The 20,303-nt window shown below is 42.7% G+C and carries 12 protein-coding genes and 1 pseudogene; 8 read left to right on the forward strand and 5 right to left on the reverse strand.

The features are described from left to right. Positions 1 to 560 precede the first annotated feature (560 nt). From ACFO6W_RS22630 to miaA, 4 genes are all read right to left on the reverse strand, one after another. Entirely contained in the window at positions 561 to 2,060 is a 1,500-nt protein-coding gene (locus ACFO6W_RS22630) for a glycoside hydrolase family 125 protein (protein WP_380000771.1), read from the reverse strand. Positions 2,061 to 2,065: 5 nt separating this feature from the next. Further along, a complete protein-coding gene (locus tag ACFO6W_RS22635) occupies positions 2,066 to 4,375 on the reverse strand; it encodes a GH92 family glycosyl hydrolase (protein WP_380000773.1) in 2,310 nt (769 codons plus the stop codon). A gap of 16 nt (positions 4,376 to 4,391) precedes the next feature. After that, entirely contained in the window at positions 4,392 to 6,872 is a 2,481-nt protein-coding gene (locus tag ACFO6W_RS22640; RefSeq protein WP_380000775.1) for a glutaminase domain-containing protein, read from the reverse strand. Between the two features lie 475 nt (positions 6,873 to 7,347). Then, a complete protein-coding gene (gene miaA / locus ACFO6W_RS22645) occupies positions 7,348 to 8,262 on the reverse strand; it encodes a tRNA (adenosine(37)-N6)-dimethylallyltransferase MiaA (RefSeq protein ID WP_380000795.1) in 915 nt (304 codons plus the stop codon). Positions 8,263 to 8,404: 142 nt separating this feature from the next. Here miaA and rsfS point away from each other — a divergent pair, with 142 nt between their 5' ends. The 8 genes from rsfS (at position 8,405) to thrA (ending at position 19,161) form a co-directional block, all read left to right on the forward strand. Beyond that, a complete protein-coding gene (gene rsfS, locus ACFO6W_RS22650) occupies positions 8,405 to 8,764 on the forward strand; it encodes a ribosome silencing factor (RefSeq protein WP_380000777.1) in 360 nt (119 codons plus the stop codon). Positions 8,765 to 8,844: 80 nt separating this feature from the next. Then, a complete protein-coding gene (gene ftsH, locus ACFO6W_RS22655) occupies positions 8,845 to 10,878 on the forward strand; it encodes an ATP-dependent zinc metalloprotease FtsH (protein ID WP_380000779.1) in 2,034 nt (677 codons plus the stop codon). Between the two features lie 149 nt (positions 10,879 to 11,027). Next, positions 11,028 to 11,915, forward strand: a complete 888-nt coding sequence (locus ACFO6W_RS22660; protein WP_380000781.1) for a DMT family transporter — start codon at positions 11,028 to 11,030, stop codon at positions 11,913 to 11,915. A 133-nt stretch (positions 11,916 to 12,048) separates the two neighbouring features. Continuing rightward, positions 12,049 to 12,867, forward strand: coding sequence for an enoyl-ACP reductase FabI (locus tag ACFO6W_RS22665; RefSeq protein WP_380000783.1), 819 nt, complete (start codon positions 12,049 to 12,051; stop codon positions 12,865 to 12,867). A gap of 195 nt (positions 12,868 to 13,062) precedes the next feature. After that, on the forward strand, positions 13,063 to 14,226 hold the full coding sequence (locus ACFO6W_RS22670) for an FISUMP domain-containing protein (RefSeq protein ID WP_380000785.1): 1,164 nt from the start codon (positions 13,063 to 13,065) through the stop codon (positions 14,224 to 14,226). 202 nt (positions 14,227 to 14,428) lie between these two features. Then, positions 14,429 to 15,037 carry an L-threonylcarbamoyladenylate synthase gene (locus ACFO6W_RS22675; RefSeq protein WP_380000787.1) on the forward strand — a complete coding sequence of 203 codons (609 nt, stop codon included), beginning with the start codon at positions 14,429 to 14,431 and terminating at the stop codon, positions 15,035 to 15,037. 91 nt (positions 15,038 to 15,128) lie between these two features. Then, positions 15,129 to 16,688 (forward strand): S41 family peptidase, encoded by a 1,560-nt coding sequence (locus tag ACFO6W_RS22680; RefSeq protein WP_380000789.1) that lies wholly within the window; start codon positions 15,129 to 15,131, stop codon positions 16,686 to 16,688. Between the two features lie 31 nt (positions 16,689 to 16,719). Continuing rightward, positions 16,720 to 19,161 (forward strand): bifunctional aspartate kinase/homoserine dehydrogenase I, encoded by a 2,442-nt coding sequence (gene thrA / locus ACFO6W_RS22685; RefSeq protein WP_380000791.1) that lies wholly within the window; start codon positions 16,720 to 16,722, stop codon positions 19,159 to 19,161. Positions 19,162 to 19,274: 113 nt separating this feature from the next. Here thrA and ACFO6W_RS22690 read toward each other — a convergent pair. Further along, positions 19,275 to 20,303: pseudogene (locus ACFO6W_RS22690) on the reverse strand (hypothetical protein); the annotation flags it as partial.

Consider the following 20,303-nt stretch of genomic DNA (forward strand, 5'->3'; position numbering starts at 1 on the left):
AACGATACTATCAATGTACTGGCCACTTTGTCATTGGGTCCGCTCCGGCGGGGGGAAAACTCATTACTTGTTAAAAGGTAACAAAAGTAACAGTTTTTTAGCCTTTGTGCCCTTTGTGATTCCCTTCGTGTACTTAGTGGTTGAAAACTTTTTACCACAAGGGGCACAAAGATTTACACAAAGAACACTATATAAAAGGTAACACCGAAAGCAATTAAGAATTAAGAACCAACGGTCAGAGGAGCTAATTCTTTCCCTCGTAACTCGTAACTGCCCAAAGGGCGAAGTAACTCGTAACTGCTTTAATCAATACTTCAAAGAACTATCAGCTAATAGCTAACGACTTAAACCATATAGATAAAATTCTTTTGAAAAATAAACTTCGCCCGCTACTGCTCCAGTCCGTGTCTTGCGCAGCAAGAACAATCATTCGATAACGATTACGCCAAACGAAGCAATCCCGTTTCCCAGATCCCAATATAATCACAGAGATAAATGAAAAAATCGTACAACTTTTGAGGTTGTACGATTCTCCATAAATAATAAATATCTGAATATTTTTATTTTATATCATTCAGCAAATCTGTTTTGCCTTCATTTACCAGTTTAAGTATCAGTTCACCAAACAGCGTATTCTGCCATGCAAACCACGAACGGGTAAACTTCTTAGGGTCATCTTTGTGGAAAGATTCGTGCATAAATCCGGTATCGGCATCCGTCTCCAACAACATCTTCACACATGCCTGTATTTCTTTATCATCCTGACTGGTAAAGGCTTTCATCATGATACTCATTGGCCATATCATGTCATAACCGATATGAGGCCCGCCAATACCTTCTCCGGCACTGCCTTTAAAGAAATAAGGATTGCTTTCGCTCCACACAAATTTACGCGTATTCTGATAAATAGGGTCTTTTATATCGACATCTCCCAGATAAGCGGACGATAATAAGCTTGGCGCATTGGAATCATCCATCAGATACTGGTTGCCAAAACCATCTACTTCGAAAGCGTAGATTTTCCCATACTCAGGGTGATTATAAACAGCATACTTCTTCAGGGCGGTCTCCACCTCCTGAGCAAGGTCTGTACATTCTTTAGCCAGTTCTGTCTCCTTATTTACAGTAGTCAGTATTTCAGCAGCCTTTCTCAACGAAGTAACGGCAAAGAAATTAGACGGAACAAGGAAAAGGAAAGTAGTAGCGTCATCGGAAGGACGGAAACATGAAGCAATCAGCCCGACAGGATTTACAGGATTACCATATCCGTCATTGTTCATCGTATCCAGCTGGCGTTCGGTCTTACGCTGAAACTTGTAAGGCCCTACACCGTCTTTACGTTGTTGCTCCTTGAATGTTTGCAGGATCAGAGTAATTGCCTGCAGCCATTCCTCATCAAATACTGAAGTGTCCCCTGTAGTCTTCCAGTAATGGTAAGCCAGACGCAACGGATAACATAGCGAATCTATTTCCCATTTACGCTCATGCAGTTCCGGCTTCATATTCGTCAAGTCCGACATCCATTGGTGATCCGGATTCGGATCGTGCGGATCAAGGAACGCGTTTGCATACGGGTCGATGATAATACATTTGAACTGGCGGCGGATCGTACCTGCCAGCATAGCCTTCAGTTCGGGGTCCTGATTTGCAAGCTGCACATATGGCCAAACCTGCGCTCCCGAGTCGCGTAACCACATAGCATGGATATCCCCGGTATAAACCACAGTGTCGTCTTTCCCGTCTGTCTTACGGTAGCGGACTGTTGTATCCAGCGTATTGGGAAAACAGTTTTCGAACATCCAGGCCAGTTTGGCGTTTTTCAATAGCTTCTTTACACGGACAATTTCATTTTCAACGGCTTTGGAAGTAAATAACCGTTTCGATTTCTCAGGGCGGTTACTCTTGTAATCTGCCGGAATTTTAACTACCGTATTGTCTTGAGCGAAAACCAGGTTGCCATTCAGTATAGGAGTGGAAGCCTTTGCCTCATTAACAAAAAGCGCCGAGCCTAAAACGCAAAGACCTAAAATTCCTTTTTTAAAATAAGTTTTATTATTCATAATTTTTATTTTTTCTTATTCTTAGGATTTGTATTTTTCAATTCTCTAGAGAACGAATAAGGTAAATCGCTTTCGGTTATTCCCCTGTTTTCGTTCGGTTTTGGAGCCATCTGATAGTTGACTGCCGTGCCTTTCATCAGTTGTTCCTGTGTCAGGTAGTTTTTAGTATAGACTTGTCCGTCTACTGTCATAGATTGCACATATCTGTTTGCCTTATTGTTATCTTTAGCATTGATCACAACTTTATTGCCGTTTTCCAGGTTCAACGTCACCTTCCTGAACAACGGCGAACCTAAAATATACTCATCCGAGCCCGGGCATACCGGATAGAAGCCCACAGCAGAGAATACATACCACGCGGAAGTTTGCCCGTTATCCTCATCTCCGCAGTAGCCGTCAGGATTAGGAGTATAGAGTTTGTCCATTACCTCACGTACCCAGTACTGAGCTTTCCACGGTTCGGCAGAATAGTTGTACATATAGATCATATGCTGTATCGGCTGGTTGCCGTGCGCATAGTTGCCCATGTTCATTATCTGCATCTCGCGTATCTCGTGGATAACTCCCCCGTAATAGCTGTCGTCGAATAACGGCGGCACGCTGAATACGGAATCCATCATCTGGTTGAACCCTGCTTTGCCGCCCATCAGGTCTATCAAACCCTGAGGATCGTGGAATACCGACCATGTATAGTGCCAGCTGTTGCCTTCGGTAAAGGCATCTCCCCATTTCAACGGATTGAAAGGAGACTGGAACGTGCCGTCCTGATTCTTTCCACGCATAAGTTTATGCTCTGGGTCGAACAGGTTCTTGTAGTTCATCGCCCGTTTGGCATAGATATCTATCTCTTTGGCAGGCTTACCCAGCTTCTTACCAAGCTGGTAGATACACCAGTCATCGTAAGCATATTCGAGTGTACGTGCTGCGTTTTCATTTATCTTCACATCGTAAGGAACATATCCCAGCTTGTTGTAATACTCCCAGCCCAGACGGCCGGTAGAACTTACTTTGGGATGTACGGCATTGGCTCCGTGTATAACGGCCTGCCAGAGTGTTTCGATGTCATATCCTCTCAATCCTTTGAGATAGGCGTCGGCTACGACGGATGCCGAATTGTTGCCCACCATACAGCCACGATGCCCCGGACTTGCCCATTCAGGGAGGAATCCGCTCTCTTTATATGTATTAGCCAATCCTTCCTGCATTTTGGTATTCATATCGGGATACATCAGGTTCAGGAACGGGAACAGGCAGCGGAAAGTATCCCAGAATCCTGTATCGGTGAACATATAGCCGGGCAATACTTCGCCATTGTACGGGCTATAGTGAACAGTCTTGCCCGCTGCGTCTATTTCGTAGAAGCTGCGCGGGAACAATACTGAGCGGTAAAGACATGAGTAGAATGTGCGCAGGTTATCGATATTGTCATCTTCCACTATGATGCGTCCCAATACCTTATTCCATTGGTCACGTCCTTTTTGAGCTATCTGGTCGAATGAGTCATTTCCCAGTTCTTTCAGGTTCAGTTCGGCCTGTTCGGGGCTGATGAAAGAAGATGCTATCCTTGCATGTACAATTTCTCCTTTTTTGGTGGAGAAGCCTATTATGCCTCCGGCATGGTTATCTGAGACTTCAAGCCCGCCTTCGGTAATATTACCGCTGGCTACCGATGCTTTGTATGTAAACGGCTTATCGAACGCAATAACGAAATAGTTCTTAAAATTTGAGGGTACTCCCCCGCTATTTTTGGTGGTATAGCCTACAATCTTATTCTCACCGGGGATTATCTTTACGTAAGAACCTTTGTCTAAAGCATCCACGATAACGAACGATTTGTCGTTTTCGGGAAATGTGAAGCGGAACATTACAGCTCTTTCTGTGGGTGCCATCTCTGTTACCACATCATGATCGGCGAGATAAACTTTATAATAATATGGTTTGGCTATCTCAGCCTTATGAGAAAACCAGCTTGCCCGTTTGTCCTGATCGAAGACAGCCTCTCCTGTTACAGGCATAATGGCGAATTGTCCGTAGTCGTTTATCCATGGACTTGGTTGGTGTGTTTGCTTGAATCCGCGAATCTTGTCGGCGTCGTAAGTATAGGCCCATCCGTCACCCATTTTTCCGGTCTGGGGCATCCAGAAGTTCATTCCCCAGGGCATGGCAATAGCCGGATAGGTATTACCTGTGGATAGGGAAAACTTCGACTGTGTACCTACCAGGGGACTGACATAGTCTACTAATTCGGCCTGCTGTGCTTTTGCCGCGCCCAGCAAACCAACAATGCCTAAGAATAATAATCCTATTCTTTTCATTTTTTTGTGTTTTTAATTAACGATCTAACATTTTTATATAATATCCCCCTACGACTGACCTTGCCTGAAACCCGCGCTGATTTGGCCGATCAGTAAATACCCAGTCTGACATAGGTACCCTGTCGGAGGTTTCATTCATAAATAAGTATAAAGGACTGATAAATTTCCGGAATGTTTCCTGATCCTGAGCAAGAGTAGCTGTCCATATGATCCAATCTGTTTTTGTATAAGTTTCACGGTTATCTAAAGGCAATCCATATTTATTTTGCTTACGAAGATAATAAGCAATTTCCTTCTGTGCAACCTCCTCAGGGAAGATCCCCGTACCCAGTATTTTATCCCAAACCAGATTATACTTTTGGCTCCAGGTTCCCGGTTTGTCAAATGTCAAACGATAGTGATCGCCGTCATCAGCCATTTTCACCCATTCCTTCGCCATTTCTTTTGCTTTTGCTGTATATTTTTGTGCCACATCTTTTTTCCCCAATTTATCGGCCAGATAACCATACGATGCAACACCCATTATAGCTTTTATAGAAAGATTAACATTATGGGCAAAATGTCCCGCAAAATCATCGGTACATAATTGGTTCTCGGGATCGAGTCCGTTTTCGGCCAGATAATCAGTCCATGTAGTCAATACACCCCAGTGTTTTTCAGCATATTGGGCATTTCCTTCTATGTGCGCGATCGCGGCGGTAAGAACCAGCATATTTCCGGCTTCTTCCACCGGCATATCTCCGCCATATGTTTGTCCGTTAGCCAGGGGATAAGTACCTACATCGTGAGCAGGAAAAGGCTTCACCCATTTGTTGCTTTCACTGTAATAGAAGATATGGTTTAGCAGACCTTTTGCCAGTTCAGGATTGTAGTACAGGAATAAAGGCGCCGACGGATATGTTACGTCTACCGTACCAATGGAACCGTTACTGAAGTTCTCTTTCGATAAAAAGAGTAAATCGCCATTAGGAGCTTCTACCAGCTTATGCGCGGAGATGGCCTGACGATAGGCAAGAGCACAGAGTTCTGCGTATTCTTTACCTCCGGCCTGCGCTGTTTTTGTCATCAATTCTTTATCAAATGAATATGCTTTCTCTATAAGTTTATCATATTCCTGGTTCGCCTTGTGGAAAATGCCTGTAATGCTCTGGTCTCCTGCCTTATTCCAATATGGTCTCAGGTTCTCTCCGAAATACTGGATAGAGTATATGTCGTCATAACCAACCATTATTTTTCCGGCGACAGTATTATTTACAGAACCCAGTGAACGGGTTAGAGCCAACTTGTCACCTGTATTCTCCCTTTTTTCCGTAGATTCTTTTTTGATACCTTCTATAAAATTGGCTCTCAGTTCATCACCGTCTCCTATACTTGAGGCTGTATTTTCTTTTTCGGCGGCCAGATAGAAGTACCCCCAGTCGATGCGCACGTTATCACCCGATTTTCCCAATATTTTCTGATCGAGACTTCCGGTTTTAAGGAATATAAGGTTCCCGTCTTCGAATCCTTCGCTTACCGATTGCTGCAACGGTTTATCCAGAGCCCATACCGGTGAGGCTTCGAAGTACAGGCTTACATCATGTGCCTTGCCGTCATTAGATGAAACATTATAAGTAATATAATTTACAGGACGCGACAGAAGAGCAAGGTCTTCCATGAACAAAGGCGCTGTGAAAGTCAGTTTCAGATCTACTTCGCCACATGTAAATGTATAATGGGTCTGTGTAGCCTGTACATCTACAGATTTCTGAACAGCTGTGGTTTCGAATAATCTCTTATGATCTTTTTCCATTACCAAACCAAAATCGAGTAAGGCCAGGCCTCCACGGTCGTGACAATAGCCGGCAATGATATTCTCTCCCTTTTTCAGTGTGGCTACCACCTCCTCTGATAAGGAGGCCAGAATGTTTTTCTTGGCGGCATTTCCAGTATTGACCACTTCTATACCATTGATATATATAATCGCGTCATCGTCGTGGGAATATTCAAGATATACTTTCTTCCCCGATAAATCTTCATCCAGATTGATGATACGCCTTACCCAGATATATTCTGTGTTCCATTCTGTTTTGGCCGTAGTTTCCTGAGGAACAGAGCCAAAAGCAGCAGGGGCATCCTTCCATCCGGCGTCGTTGAAGTCCTTATTGAACCAGTTACCGGCGGGTTTGGTAGTAACATATTTCCCGGTCCATCCTCCCTGCTCCGAGTTTGGGGCGACAGTCTGCATCGGAGTTTCTTCTATTCCCATGAAGCGATAAGCCTTGTTATCCACTTTTACCACACCGATAAGAGGAAAATCATTTCCTGTCCAGTGTTTTACATTTCCATCGTACAGATTGTCGGTAAACGACCAGCCCGAGGTATAAGGGTCTATCGTTATCAGAGGATAGGCCGGGGCCCTGAGATCATTTTTGATGACTTCATAGTCATGTACTTTCTCATTTTTACAACTCAGCAACGCACTCAGGCTGAGACAAAGCAATAATAATTTTTTCATTAAATCCGGTTTTATAATTAGTTGTTAATTATTTTTTTTGCGGGTGAACCAGTATCTACAGGCGTCACTCTCTGCTACTATCCCTTCCGGAAATAGATTTGAGACATCTTTAAACAGGTTTCGTTAAATACATTTATGGCTAAAATTGCACCTTCGGAGGTAAAGCCGGAAGATTCTTCCTGCTTTTTCATCTGCGGAAGCATAATAAACAGAAGATGAAACAGGAGAATAACTGTAAAAAAGTTATTTTTCATGGTGCTAAAATAAGAGCCTACCTAATTCTCTGTAAATCTATTGTATATAATTTACATGAATACTGAAATCCTATTCAAGAAACAAGAATATATATTCAATTTTACTATTTAACCCTGCATTAACCCAAAAGGCAATAGCTGATATCATACTTTTGCACTCGATATAACGAAAATAGTTATATCGAGTTTGAGGAATATAATCGTGTTTTCCTGTTTATTTTTTATTGAAGGAGCCTCAGCGCTTTCCCTACCTTTTCTTTCATGGGCAGTGACGCATCTATCCAGTGAATATGGATACCTCTTTTCTCCATCCCCCTAAACCATGTCATCTGCCGCTTCGCAAACTGATGGATAGCGATTTCGAGTTGTGAGAACATTTCCTGATAGGATAACTCTCTTAGCAGATAGAGCGTGATATATTTATATTCCAGTCCGTAATAAATGAGGTCGTCGGGCGCGACACCTTTATCCAGTATTTTCTGTACCTCTTCTATCATCCCTTCATCGAGACGGGATTTAAGACGTTTCGATATTTTCTTGCGGCGCAGGTCCCTGTCGATACCGACTCCGATAACAAGGCTGTTTAACGGAGGAAATTCGTTCTGTTCCAGTGGATGTTCTTTTTTGTATTCTTCTATTTCTATCGCGCGGATGGCGCGTTGGGCCGTATCTACATCGGTAGTGTTGTGGAGGTTCTTAAATGTCGCCAGTATATCGGTAAGCTCCCGCAGGCTGTGATTTTCGTATTTTTTTCTTAATTCTTTATTCTCAGGAACATTTACAAGTGAATACCCTTTTAACACGGATTCGATATAGAGGCCTGACCCTCCGCACAGAATGGGGAGTTTTCCCCTGCCTTTGATGCCTGTATAAGCCTGATGAAAATCTGACTGGTATTCGAAAATATTATATTTATCCCCTGCCTCGCGAATATCTATCAGATGATAAGGTATATCTTTACCGTCCACCATATAATCGGCCAGATCTTTACCGGTGCCGATATCCATTGACTTATACACCTGCCGGGAATCCCCGCTGATAATTTCAGTATCGAGAGAATGAGCCAGATGACAGGCAAAATCTGTTTTGCCTGATGCGGTGGGGCCTAGTATTGTTATCAGGTCATATGTTTTCATGCTACAAAAGTAAGCCGATTTTATCTTTCCCTCTCCATCTTTCTCCATTAATTATTTGTTCTTCTATAATATATAAGCGAATTGTTCAAAAAACAACTTATATTTGTAGGTTCAAACAGATTCAAACACTTTAAAAATACGAATGAAAGAAGGAAAATCTCTAGTAAACAGCATTGTAGCTGCATGTCAGGATAAAAAAGCAAAGAATATTGTCATAGTGGATATGACAGAACTACCAGGAACTATCTGCCAATACTTTGTTATATGCGAAGGAAACACTCCTATACAAGTAGGTGCCATCTCGGATGAAATCGTAGATTCACTTAAGAAAAAGAAGAAAGAACGTCCTATCACTATCGACGGTTTACGCGAAGGCCGTTGGGTAGGAATAGATTATGGTACGGTTATTGTACATGTCTTCTTGCCGGAATTGCGTGAATTTTATAACATCGAGCATCTATGGGCCGATGCCCAGTTGGAAAGTATCCCTGACATCGACTGACAACAAATAGCCTTCGCCGATTGTTGTATTCCGTAAAACCAAAAAAACGAATTAAAAAGATATTACCATCAAAATAATATATGGATAATTATAACAAAGGAGAAAATAACAGACCGAAGACGCCGGGGATGAAAGGCCCGAAGATGCCGTTTAACCTTTATTGGATATATCTGATCGTATTCGCCGCCATTATCGGAATGTACTTTTTCTCCGAGAATACCGGTGGAATTCAGAAAGAAATAGCATGGTCCGAATTTCAGGGTTATGTTAAGGACAACAGTATAAGCAAGATCGTAGTCGATAACAAAAGCAATACGCTGAAGGCAACTGTCCGGAAGGACTCAGTCAGCCATGTGTTCAAGGCTGATGCCGATAAGGCGGGAGACAAACCTTCCATTCTGGTAAAAATACCTTCGGCCGATAAATTTTCTGACTTTTACGACAAAGTAAGGGCAGAGCATAACTACAATATCGATGTCAGTTATGAACCAAATACGACCAGCGCGTGGGATATACTATTAAGCTTCCTGCCTATCGTATTGATATTCGGACTTTTCATTTATATGATGCGCCGGATGTCAGGCGGCGGTGGCGGTGGCGGCGGCGGAGTATTCAGCGTAGGCAAGTCAAAAGCCCAACTATACGACAAAGGGTCCGATCTGCGCGTTACATTCAAAGATGTGGCCGGATTGTCGGAAGCCAAAGAAGAAATAGAAGAAATCGTGGAATTCCTTAAGAACCCTTCACGATATACCGAAATAGGGGGTAAAATACCAAAAGGCGCATTGCTTGTAGGCCCTCCGGGAACAGGTAAGACATTGCTTGCAAAAGCTGTTGCAGGAGAGGCGAATGTTCCGTTCTTTTCCCTGTCGGGTTCCGACTTTGTGGAAATGTTCGTCGGTGTGGGAGCATCCCGCGTAAGGGATTTGTTCAAGCAGGCTAAAGAAAAATCACCATGTATCATCTTTATCGACGAGATCGATGCTATCGGACGCGCCCGTGGACGCAACCTGAATATGGGTTCGAACGATGAACGTGAAAACACATTGAATCAGTTATTAACGGAAATGGACGGTTTCGGGACAAACAGCGGTATCATTATTCTTGCCGCAACCAACCGCGCCGATATTCTGGATAAAGCCTTACTCCGCGCCGGACGTTTCGACCGCCAGATAACTGTCGATTTGCCGGATGTGAACGACCGTAAGGAAATATTTAAAGTACATCTTCGTCCTGTAAAAATAGATGATACGGTGGATGTGGAATTCCTTGCCCGCCAGACACCGGGATTCTCAGGAGCAGACATTGCCAACGTATGTAATGAAGCCGCGCTGATCGCTGCCCGTAAAGGAAAGAAGGTTGTACAGAAAGATGACTTCACCAATGCAGTGGACCGCATTGTGGGAGGTCTGGAAAAGAAGAATAAAGTCACAACTCTCGACGAGAGAAAGACCATTGCCATACACGAGGCCGGACATGCCACATTAAGTTGGTTCCTGCAATATGCTAATCCTTTGGTGAAAGTTACTATCGTTCCGCGGGGTAAAGCCCTCGGGGCTGCGTGGTATCTGCCCGAAGAAAGGCAAATTACAACCAAAGAGCAAATGCTGGATGAAATGTGCGCATTGCTTGGAGGCCGGGCTGCGGAAGAGGTGTTTGTCGGTCATATATCGTCCGGCGCCGCTAATGACTTGGAAAGGGTAACCAAGCAGGCATATGCCATGATCTCATATCTGGGAATGAGCGAAAAGTTGCCGAACATAAGTTACTATGACTCATCGGGCGAAGCCTATGGCTTCACCAAGCCTTATAGTGAAGAAACTGCCCTGCTCATAGACAAGGAAGTGCAGGCAATGATAAACGAACAGTATGAGCGTGCTAAAGACTTGTTGCGCAAACATGCAGGCGGGCATGAAAAACTGGCAAATCTATTGGTAACGGAAGAAGTCATATTTGCCGAAGACCTGAAGAAAATATTTGGAGAGCGCCAGTGGGTTTCCCGTTCCGAAGAGATATTAAAGGAAACCGAAGAGCCGCCTAAAGATGTGGAAATAGAGATTAAGAAAGATGGAGATAATACGGACATGATAACCCCGGAAGGACAGTCTGAATAATAAACACCCACATTAAACAATATATCAAACCCTTTACTTACAAATGAAAGTAAAGGGTTTTTATTTTTTGCCTTTCCTATCCTCACATATCAAAGTAGCAGGCTTCCGAAAAATATTTATTAGATTTGCACCCGTTAAAGAAAGATAACATGAACAAGACAAAAGGCATCATACTCGCACTTATCTCGTCAGGGACATTCGGACTCATTGCGTTCTTCTCCATCCCTTTGCTAAAAACGGGGATGCACGCACCATCCATCCTTTTTTACAGATGCCTGATTTCGGTATTGCTGATAGGCGCGGTATGCCTTATCAGGAAAAAGAACCTCCGGATATCGCCTAAGGCTGCGGCACAGCTTCTCTGCCTGGGCCTATTATATACACTGACGGCTATGGGGCTGCTCTATTCTTATAATTATATCTCGAGCGGAGTTGCCACCACCATACACTTTCTCTATCCTGTATCGGTTTCCTGTATGATGATTATATTCTATCGGGAGAAATTGTCCCGCAATCTTTTATTCGCAGCTATCCTGTCACTGACAGGTGTGGCATTGCTATGCTGGAGCGATTCCGGATTTATCAATACAACCGGATTACTGGCTGTACTGATGACCGTCTTCACCTATTCGATCTATATAGTATGGCTCAATGGCCCCGAAATAAAGAAGCTGGAGCCCGAAACCATCACTTTCTATGTGATGCTCTTCGGCGGCTTTATATTCGCAGTCTTTTCTTACTCTGCCACAGGCATCGAACTGGTGCCGGATATACCGTCTGTTTTCAATCTTATCGGCCTGGCATTATTTGCAACGGTCATATCCAATCTCGCACTTGTTGCGGCAGTGAAGCATGCCGGGTCTACCATTACATCCATACTCGGATCGTTAGAGCCCGTAGTCGCTACAGCCGTGGGGATATTCCATTTTGGCGAACCATTCGGATGGAACGGCCTGTGCGGGCTACTGATTATCATAGGGGCCGTATTATTGGTGATTCTTACAAGTAAAAAGAAAGTAGAGATTCCGGTAAGTTGAGAGCGCATCCTGTAAATTTTATATCTATTAGCATCAACTATTGCACATTTTTACTATTTTTGTGCGATAAAGAATTAACAAACAGCTATCTCATATTTATTAAGTAGCTAATAATCATCAAATAACGATAAAAATGAGTAACAATTTATTAAAAGGCAAAAGAGGAATCGTTTTCGGTGCATTGAATGAAAAGTCAATTGCATGGAAAGTGGCCGAAAAAGCCGTAGAACAAGGAGCAATCATCACACTATCGAATACTCCGGTAGCCGTAAGAATGGGTGAGACCAAAGCCCTGTCAGAAAAACTGAATGCAAAAGTTATTGCTGCCGATGCTACCAGTGTAGAAGACCTTGAACAAGTATTCGTACAATCGATGGAAGCTCTTGGTGGTAAGATTGATTTTGTACTCCACTCAATCGGTATGTCGGTGAATCTTCGCAAAGAGAGAGCATATGACAACCTCGATTATGGATTCTTAGATAAGACACTCGACATCTCAGCTATCTCTTTCCATAAGATGATGCAGGTTGCGAAAAAACTGGATGCTATTGCCGAAGGTGGCTCTGTACTTGCGCTTACCCATATTGCTGCTCAACGTACATTTACCGGATATAACGATATGGCTGATGCAAAAGCATTACTTGAATCTTTTGGACGCAGCTTCGGTTATGTGTATGGCCGCGATAAAAAAGTTCGTGTAAATACAATATCCCAATCACCTACATTGACTACTGCCGGACAGGGAATCGGTGGAATGAACGCATTCTTCGACTTCGCAGAGAAAATGTCGCCACTGGGTAATGCCAGTGCGGAATCCTGCGCCGACTACTGTATCGTTATGTTCTCAGATCTGACACGTATGGTAACCATGCAAAACCTGTTCCATGACGGAGGATTCTCCAATATGGGGCTGACTCAGGCAATTGTTGAAGATTATATAGAAAAGAAGTAAACAAATAATACCTTAGCGGCGGCTCATAAAACACTGTTTATGGGCCGTTCTTTGTCTTACCGCCATCTTATCGAAAAATACACTGGCAATCATCTGCCACAATCAGACAAAATCAAAGCTATACATATTACGATTCCTTTATTTATCAAGAACTACTTTCGCCCTGATTTGTTTATAATCATAATACCAGTCAGTATGAAAATCTTTTTTTCATTACTTTACATATCCATTGCAATACTTGCGTTAGTTCCTACAGGAGCATTTTCCCAAGTAACTATAGGTTCTACTGAAGCACCGTCGAAAGGAGCATTGCTGGACCTGAAAGAAAATCTGAACGGTACCAGCAACAAAGGGTTGATGCTTCCCCGTCTGGAACTGGCGGCGAACAATATACTCACTATTGCCAGCGGAGCCACAAGCAACTCGGACTATATAGGAGCGGTTGTATATAATACGACAAAGATAGAAACCAGCGAAGCCGACCGCCTATGCCCGGGAGTACATGTGTGGACAGGAAGTAAATGGCAACCACTGGTTTTATACCCCATAAATACCATCCCTCCATCTTTGGCTGGTCCTGAAGCCGATCTGGTCGACTCGAGAGACGGCGAGACATATCATACGGCACGTTTCCATTCGGTTAAGGCGGGTAATCCATATAGCTGTACCTCTGTCGAAGTTGTCATAATTGACGCGGGAATATGGATGACACAGAATCTACGCTATACGCAAGGCCTAACAAACAGCCCTGCGGACACTTATATAGCTATGCAATATTATACCCCAAGCAATACAGGTGCAACCGCTGCCCGCATCCGCGAAAATGGCAAATTGTACAACTGGGCTGCCGCCTCTTCGCAGAAAGGTAATACCACAACCGGTCAAGGTAATGTAGATAATCCCCCTGCTTATGACGCAAATAACGAAGGATATAACCAGGCGGGAGCGACTACCGAAGTCAGGCGTCAGGGTGTATGTCCTCCGGGGTGGCATTTGCCAACCGACACTGAATGGTACATACTGACTGAAGCCCTCAAGCTCCGCCCCGATCTCTATAGTTCCCAGACAACAGCGACTGATGCAAACGCAGGCAATGTAATGAAGAACTCTACAGAGGCGGCAGGCGCATACCTGGGGACCAGTAAGCCTTCCGACCAGGGCGGGTTTGCCGGTTATCTGGTGGGGTTTGCAAATCAAAACAGGGTAACCGGTTATGGAGTAAGCAACCACTGGTGGGCCAGCAGTTCCTACAATGGAGCCAATTCCTGGAAGCGAAGGGTAGACAATAGTACCAGTTCCATAGACTGGTCTCCCAGTTCACGTAACAATCACTTTTCGGTCCGTTGCAAAAAAGATTAATCCCCAAAAGAGCAATTATCCTTTACAATCAAAGGGTATTAAGTCTATGTTAATTCTGTAAGTTTTTTCAATTTGTGAAGAAAGATTAAAGATTATTGCTATATCTTTGACAATAATACAATTGATCCCTGACGCAGAGCTTAATTGTATTACATAAACAGTAATTGATTATCAGGAAAAATACTATAGTCTGAATTATACTATGCTTGTAAAGTTATATGAAGAAAATCCTAACCCGAAAGAGATAGATAAGATTGTAAAAGTTTTGCAGGACGGCGGACTTATTGTTTATCCTACCGACACAGTCTATGCCATTGGCTGCGATGCACTCAATGTGCGGGCGGTGGAAAAAATATGCAGGATGAAAGACATTAATCCCGAGAAGAGTAATCTGTCGATCATCTGCTACGACCTGAGCAACATCAGCGAATATGCCAGAGTGGACAATAACACATTCAAACTAATGAAAAAGAACCTGCCCGGCCCTTTTACATTTATTCTGAATACGACTTCATCCCTTCCCAAAATATACAAGAACAAAAAGACCGTAGGTATTCGTATTCCCGGCAATAATATTATACGCGAACTCGTTCATACTTTAGGTAATCCTATTATGACAACATCCGTTAAAGATGATGATGAAGTGATAGAATACACCACTGATCCGGAACTGATTTATGAACGATATCAGGATTTGGTCGACATCGTCATCGACGGAGGATATGGAGGCATAGAAGCGTCTACGATCGTAGATTGCACCGGTGATGAACCGGAAATAATACGGCAGGGCAAAGGTGAATTAATTTTGTAAAAGGATATATAATCCATATATTTGCAAACGTCTATAAAATATAGGGTTTTGCAGGCAATTTATTATAATACGTACCAAATAGTTAATATTTATGAAAGCAAAACTGACATTTTTATTGTCTATATTATCTTTATTCATGCTCTTTTGTGCATGCGAAGACAATGATGATAATAAATCCAAAGATAAAGGGGAAGAGACCGATAACGAATATGTAAACAACTGGATACTGGACAGTATGTCATATTTTTATCTATGGAATAATAAACTGCCGAAAGAATCCGATTTGAATTTTAATGCAGATCCGTATGTTTTCTTCGAAAGTTTATTAAGTTATGAAAGCAGCTTATATGATGGTCAGCCATTTTCAAGAATGGAGGGTACGCATATAAGTTTACCCAAATCTGCTGTTGCAGATAATGCTACAACATCTTCTTCAGATTTAGGCTTTGAATTTATTGGCGTCTATTTCTTGAATCAATCCGGCGCCGTAGCATATGTGGCAAATGTGATTACCTATGTAAAGAAAGGTTCTCTAGCGGAAACTCAAGGATTGAAACGGGGCTATTTAATTGGAAAAGTGGATGATGTAGAAATTAATAAAAATAATTGGTATTCTGCATTATTACAAGGAAAAAGCAGTTATAAAATAGAATATGCAACAAATCAGATAGATTTGGAAAAAGGTATTACTGAAACGAAAACAATAAATGTAACTCCCGGTTATGTTGAAAATCCGATTTTCTTAGACAGTATATATACTGTGAATAATCGCAGTATCGGCTATATAATATACAATTCTTATGAAGCCGGAGGGGAATCAACCTTACCTTACGATGTGGAACTCTCTAAGATATTCTCCAGATTCAAAGAAAAAGGCGTAAAGGATCTGATATTCGATTTGCGTTACAATGGGGGTGGACTTGTCCGGAGTGCCAAGTTCATAACAAGTGCTTTAGTACCAAGCAGAAATACTGAGAATTTATTCGAAGTAAAAACATACAACTCCGAAATACAAGGACAGTTAGACAGGCTACCAGATACCAATAAAGCCAAAATAAGCTGGATGTACGAATATTTTACAGATAATGTTCAAAAAGATGAGAAAGCACCTATACTGGCCTCTATTCCGAAACTGGGAGACCAACTCGATAATCTTTGTTTCATAGTTACCGGTAATACTGCATCTGCCAGTGAATTGACAATAAATGCTCTTAAGCCTTATTATAGCAACACGGGTAAAAATATATACATTGTAGGAGAAACCACTGTAGGTAAAAATGTGGGTTCTTGGGCTATATATGAAGAAAACAATACCAGAAACACATATGTATTGTGGCCAATAACGTTCAAATCCCATAATAAACTATATCCGGCAGCGGAATCCTCTAATTACGCTAACGGTTTTTCGCCTGACAGCGGATGGGAAACAGAAGATCTGGATATGCTCCTTTACGGACTACAAGAACTGGGAGACAAAGACGAAACAATGCTTAAAGCTGCTATGGCCAGACTGACAGGAGGAACTAAGTCATACACTAAATACGGATATAGCGGACGCATACTGAAACGCGGGTCTTCGCTAGACAGGAAAAAAGAAAATAACCTGATGTACACAGACAGAAAAGACATCAAAAGTTTAAATATCAAATAAAGCAATAAAAGCAAAACCAACAATATACTAAATGAAAGTAATGAAATTTGGCGGCACATCCGTAGGTTCCGCCGCAAACATAGCCAATGTAAAGAAAATAATAAGCGGGGTTAACGAACCCATAGTCGTAGTAGTTTCAGCTTTCAAAAGTATAACGGACAAATTATTAACGACCTCCCGGCTGGCCGCAGCCGGAGATTATTCATACGAACGGGAATTCAGGGAAATAGTGGAACAACATGTAACGGTTGTCTGCAAACTTGATATATCCGAACCTCAACGTGAAAAACTGGCGGTTGAAGTCAACAAACTACTGGATGAATTAAGCAATATCTTCAAAGGAGTATTTCTTATCAACGACCTTTCTCCAAAAACATCAGATAAGATAGTCAGCTATGGCGAACGCCTGTCTACTCTTATCATCAGTTATGCATTCTCAGATTATGAGATACTCGATGTGACACAGCTTATCAAGACCGATTGCGCGTTTGGGAAACATACGCCTGATATGGAACTGTCAAATAAGCTGATACGGAATGCTTTTGAAAATTCATCGAAAAAAGTATTGGTTGCCGGATTTATATCCACCTGTAAAACGACCGGGGAGATTACCAATCTCGGACGGGGAGGCTCGGACTATACCGCAGCCATATTCGCTTCGGCATTAGACGCCAATATTCTGGAAATATGGTCGGATGTCGACGGCTTTATGTCAGCCGACCCCAAAGTAATAAACAATGCGCATGTAATCGAAAGCCTTACATTCACAGAGGCCACCGAACTTTGTAACTTCGGGGCAAAAGTGATTTATCCGCCTACAATATTCCCGGTATATCACAAAAATATACCTATCCGCATAAAGAATACATTCAAACCTGATGCTCCGGGTACATATATTTCGCATGACGGTGAGACCAGAAAGAGCAAAGCCATGATAAAAGGAATCTCTTCCATTTCCGACTCCTGCCTGATTACAGTACAGGGGCTTGGGATGGTAGGTATTATCGGTGTCAATTTCCGTATATTCCGTGCATTGGCTAAGAATGGCATCAGTGTGTTCCTGGTTTCACAGGCTTCGTCCGAAAACAGCACCTCCATTGGTGTCCGTTCAGCGGACGCAAACCTTGCCGTACGGGTGCTTGAAGAAGAATTCGAAAAAGAGATCTCATTAGGCAGCATCAACCGGGTATTACTTGAAACCGAACTTGCCACAGTCGCTATTGTAGGCGAGAATATGAAATACACTCCGGGTATTGCCGGAAAATTATTCGAGACACTCGGTAAGAGCGGCATCAGCGTCATTGCCTGTGCGCAGGGAGCTTCGGAGGTAAATATTTCATTCGTCATCAAGAACAAGTACCTGCGTAAAGCCCTGAACTCTATTCACGATTCGTTCTTCCTGTCGGAATATAAGGCGTTGAACCTTTTTATTGTAGGCATCGGTACAGTGGGAGGAAACCTGATAGAGCAGATCCGCCAGCAACAACCGAAGCTGATGGAACAGTATGCACTCAAGTTAAATGTTGTAGGTATAGCCAGAGGACGCAAAGCCCTGTTCTGCCGCGAAGGTATAAACTTGGATAATTATAAAACCGAACTGGACGAAAAAGGCATACCAAGCTCACCCGAAATACTGCGCGACGGGATTATAAATATGAATATATTTAATGCCGTATTTGTAGACTGTACCGCCAGTGAACCTGTATCACAGATATATGGAGACCTGATGTCACAAAACATTTCGGTGGTCACAGCCAATAAGGTAGCGGCATCGTCTGCCTACGACAACTATATAAAGCTGAAGAATACAGCACGCGAACGCAATATAAAGTTCCTGTTCGAAACAAATGTGGGTGCCGGGCTTCCTATTATCAATACAATGAACTCCCTTATTAATTCGGGAGACAAAATCGTAAAGATAGAAGCCGTACTTTCGGGTACGCTCAATTTTATATTCAACACCATAAGCAAAGATATTCCTTTCAGCAAAGCCATCTATCTGGCTAAGGAAAGCGGGTATTCGGAGCCGGACCCGCGCATCGACCTCAGCGGGATGGATGTAGTCCGCAAACTGGTTATCCTTACACGTGAAGCAGGATATCAGGTAGAGCAGGCCGATGTAGAGAAAAACCTGTTTGTTCCGCAAGAGTATTTCAATGGTACGATTGAAGAATTCTGGGCAAATATCCGCCAACTGGATTCTGAATTTGAAGAAAGACGCAAGAAACTGGAAAGCGAGCATAAGCATCTCCGTTTTGTCGCTAAATATGAAAAAGGGAAATGCGAAGTAGGCTTGCAGGAAGTGGGACAAAACCATCCTTTCTACGATCTTGAAGGTAGTAATAACATCATACAGATCACCACCGAACGATACAACGAATACCCTATGATAATAAAAGGATACGGAGCAGGCGCAAGCGTCACTGCCGCCGGGGTGTTTTCGGATATTATCAGTATCGCGAATATAAGATAAGGGTCTTACCCTTCCCAAAGGGGCAGGATCAGTGCCGGAACAAACATATCAACCCTGCTCGGGAAGGATACGGTTCGTAAAATCGCGTCAGTGGGGAAAATTTAGGCTTCTCATCATATGCGAAATTTCTTCCGAAAAAAATCGCGGAAAATATAAAGGCACAATATGATAATGCTTATGATTGACACACAATAACTTATACGCTGGATAATTGTACCGTTGTACCAGACTTTCACATGTCCTTGTTTATCCACCGGAATTTGTACCAATCCTTTGGAGCTTTCGCTCACAGGAAGCCTTTTGCCGTCCATTTCCGCCGCGTATCCCTTGTAATACACCAGGGGAAGTTCCAGGCTGTCAGGAATATATACATCTACATCAAGACTCGTTATTCCTTTATTTTTGCTGAATCCGGATATAGATGTCGCGGCATTTTTACTTTTCACGGTATCGCCCCTTGACCAGATATAATCAAAGCCAGGCAGCTTTGTGGGAAAATATTCTCTTCCCGCAACGTGCCAATATACAAGCAACGAATCTTTCTTCGAGTACTGCTGCAACTGTTCCCGCAATGGCGTATCTTTGCCTATTGTATATTCATAGCCTCTCCTTTTAATATTATTATACGAATAAGCATCATTATCGATAATTGTGTATATGAATACAAAGGTTACAAACACAACAATGCTTCCTATCAGCTGCTTTCTTGTTGTTCTAAGTATCTGCGACAAATAATACCCCGAGGCTATGGCAAAGAAAAGGCTGGAAAAGCCGAACAACCTCCACGGGAACTGGATAAAATCCAGCAGGCGGAAAGGAAAAACATCCCACGGGAATACATTTAAGTTTGGTGTAATATAGATCAGGCCTATGATTACACCAATATCGGCATATTTCAATTGTTCGGATTTATTACGGACAAAGAAACGTAATAAAACAGGCATAATAAGCAATATCCCTATTGGCGGGAAAAAGTACCAGGTACCCCGATTAATATCTTGCGGATAGGTGATCACGCTTCGCAATACATAGGAAAAATTAAACGTCAGGTCTGTTATTTCTATATTACCACTGAGGTCTTTGTCCTCAAAGTAAAATGTATCGGACGCCATCTGCTCCAGCATGGGAAACAGGTAATAACT

The organism is Dysgonomonas termitidis, assembly GCF_042654545.1.
Classification (GTDB): domain Bacteria; phylum Bacteroidota; class Bacteroidia; order Bacteroidales; family Dysgonomonadaceae; genus Dysgonomonas; species Dysgonomonas termitidis.

Coding starts and splice junctions, on each gene's coding strand:
- ACFO6W_RS22630 (WP_380000771.1), bottom strand. CDS start 2,060: ATGAATAATAAAACTTATTTTAAAAAAGGAATTTTAGGTCTTTGCGTT.
- ACFO6W_RS22635 (WP_380000773.1), bottom strand. CDS start 4,375: ATGAAAAGAATAGGATTATTATTCTTAGGCATTGTTGGTTTGCTGGGC.
- ACFO6W_RS22640 (WP_380000775.1), bottom strand. CDS start 6,872: ATGAAAAAATTATTATTGCTTTGTCTCAGCCTGAGTGCGTTGCTGAGT.
- miaA (WP_380000795.1), bottom strand. CDS start 8,262: ATGAAAACATATGACCTGATAACAATACTAGGCCCCACCGCATCAGGC.
- rsfS (WP_380000777.1), top strand. CDS start 8,405: ATGAAAGAAGGAAAATCTCTAGTAAACAGCATTGTAGCTGCATGTCAG.
- ftsH (WP_380000779.1), top strand. CDS start 8,845: ATGGATAATTATAACAAAGGAGAAAATAACAGACCGAAGACGCCGGGG.
- ACFO6W_RS22660 (WP_380000781.1), top strand. CDS start 11,028: ATGAACAAGACAAAAGGCATCATACTCGCACTTATCTCGTCAGGGACA.
- ACFO6W_RS22665 (WP_380000783.1), top strand. CDS start 12,049: ATGAGTAACAATTTATTAAAAGGCAAAAGAGGAATCGTTTTCGGTGCA.
- ACFO6W_RS22670 (WP_380000785.1), top strand. CDS start 13,063: ATGAAAATCTTTTTTTCATTACTTTACATATCCATTGCAATACTTGCG.
- ACFO6W_RS22675 (WP_380000787.1), top strand. CDS start 14,429: ATGCTTGTAAAGTTATATGAAGAAAATCCTAACCCGAAAGAGATAGAT.
- ACFO6W_RS22680 (WP_380000789.1), top strand. CDS start 15,129: ATGAAAGCAAAACTGACATTTTTATTGTCTATATTATCTTTATTCATG.
- thrA (WP_380000791.1), top strand. CDS start 16,720: ATGAAAGTAATGAAATTTGGCGGCACATCCGTAGGTTCCGCCGCAAAC.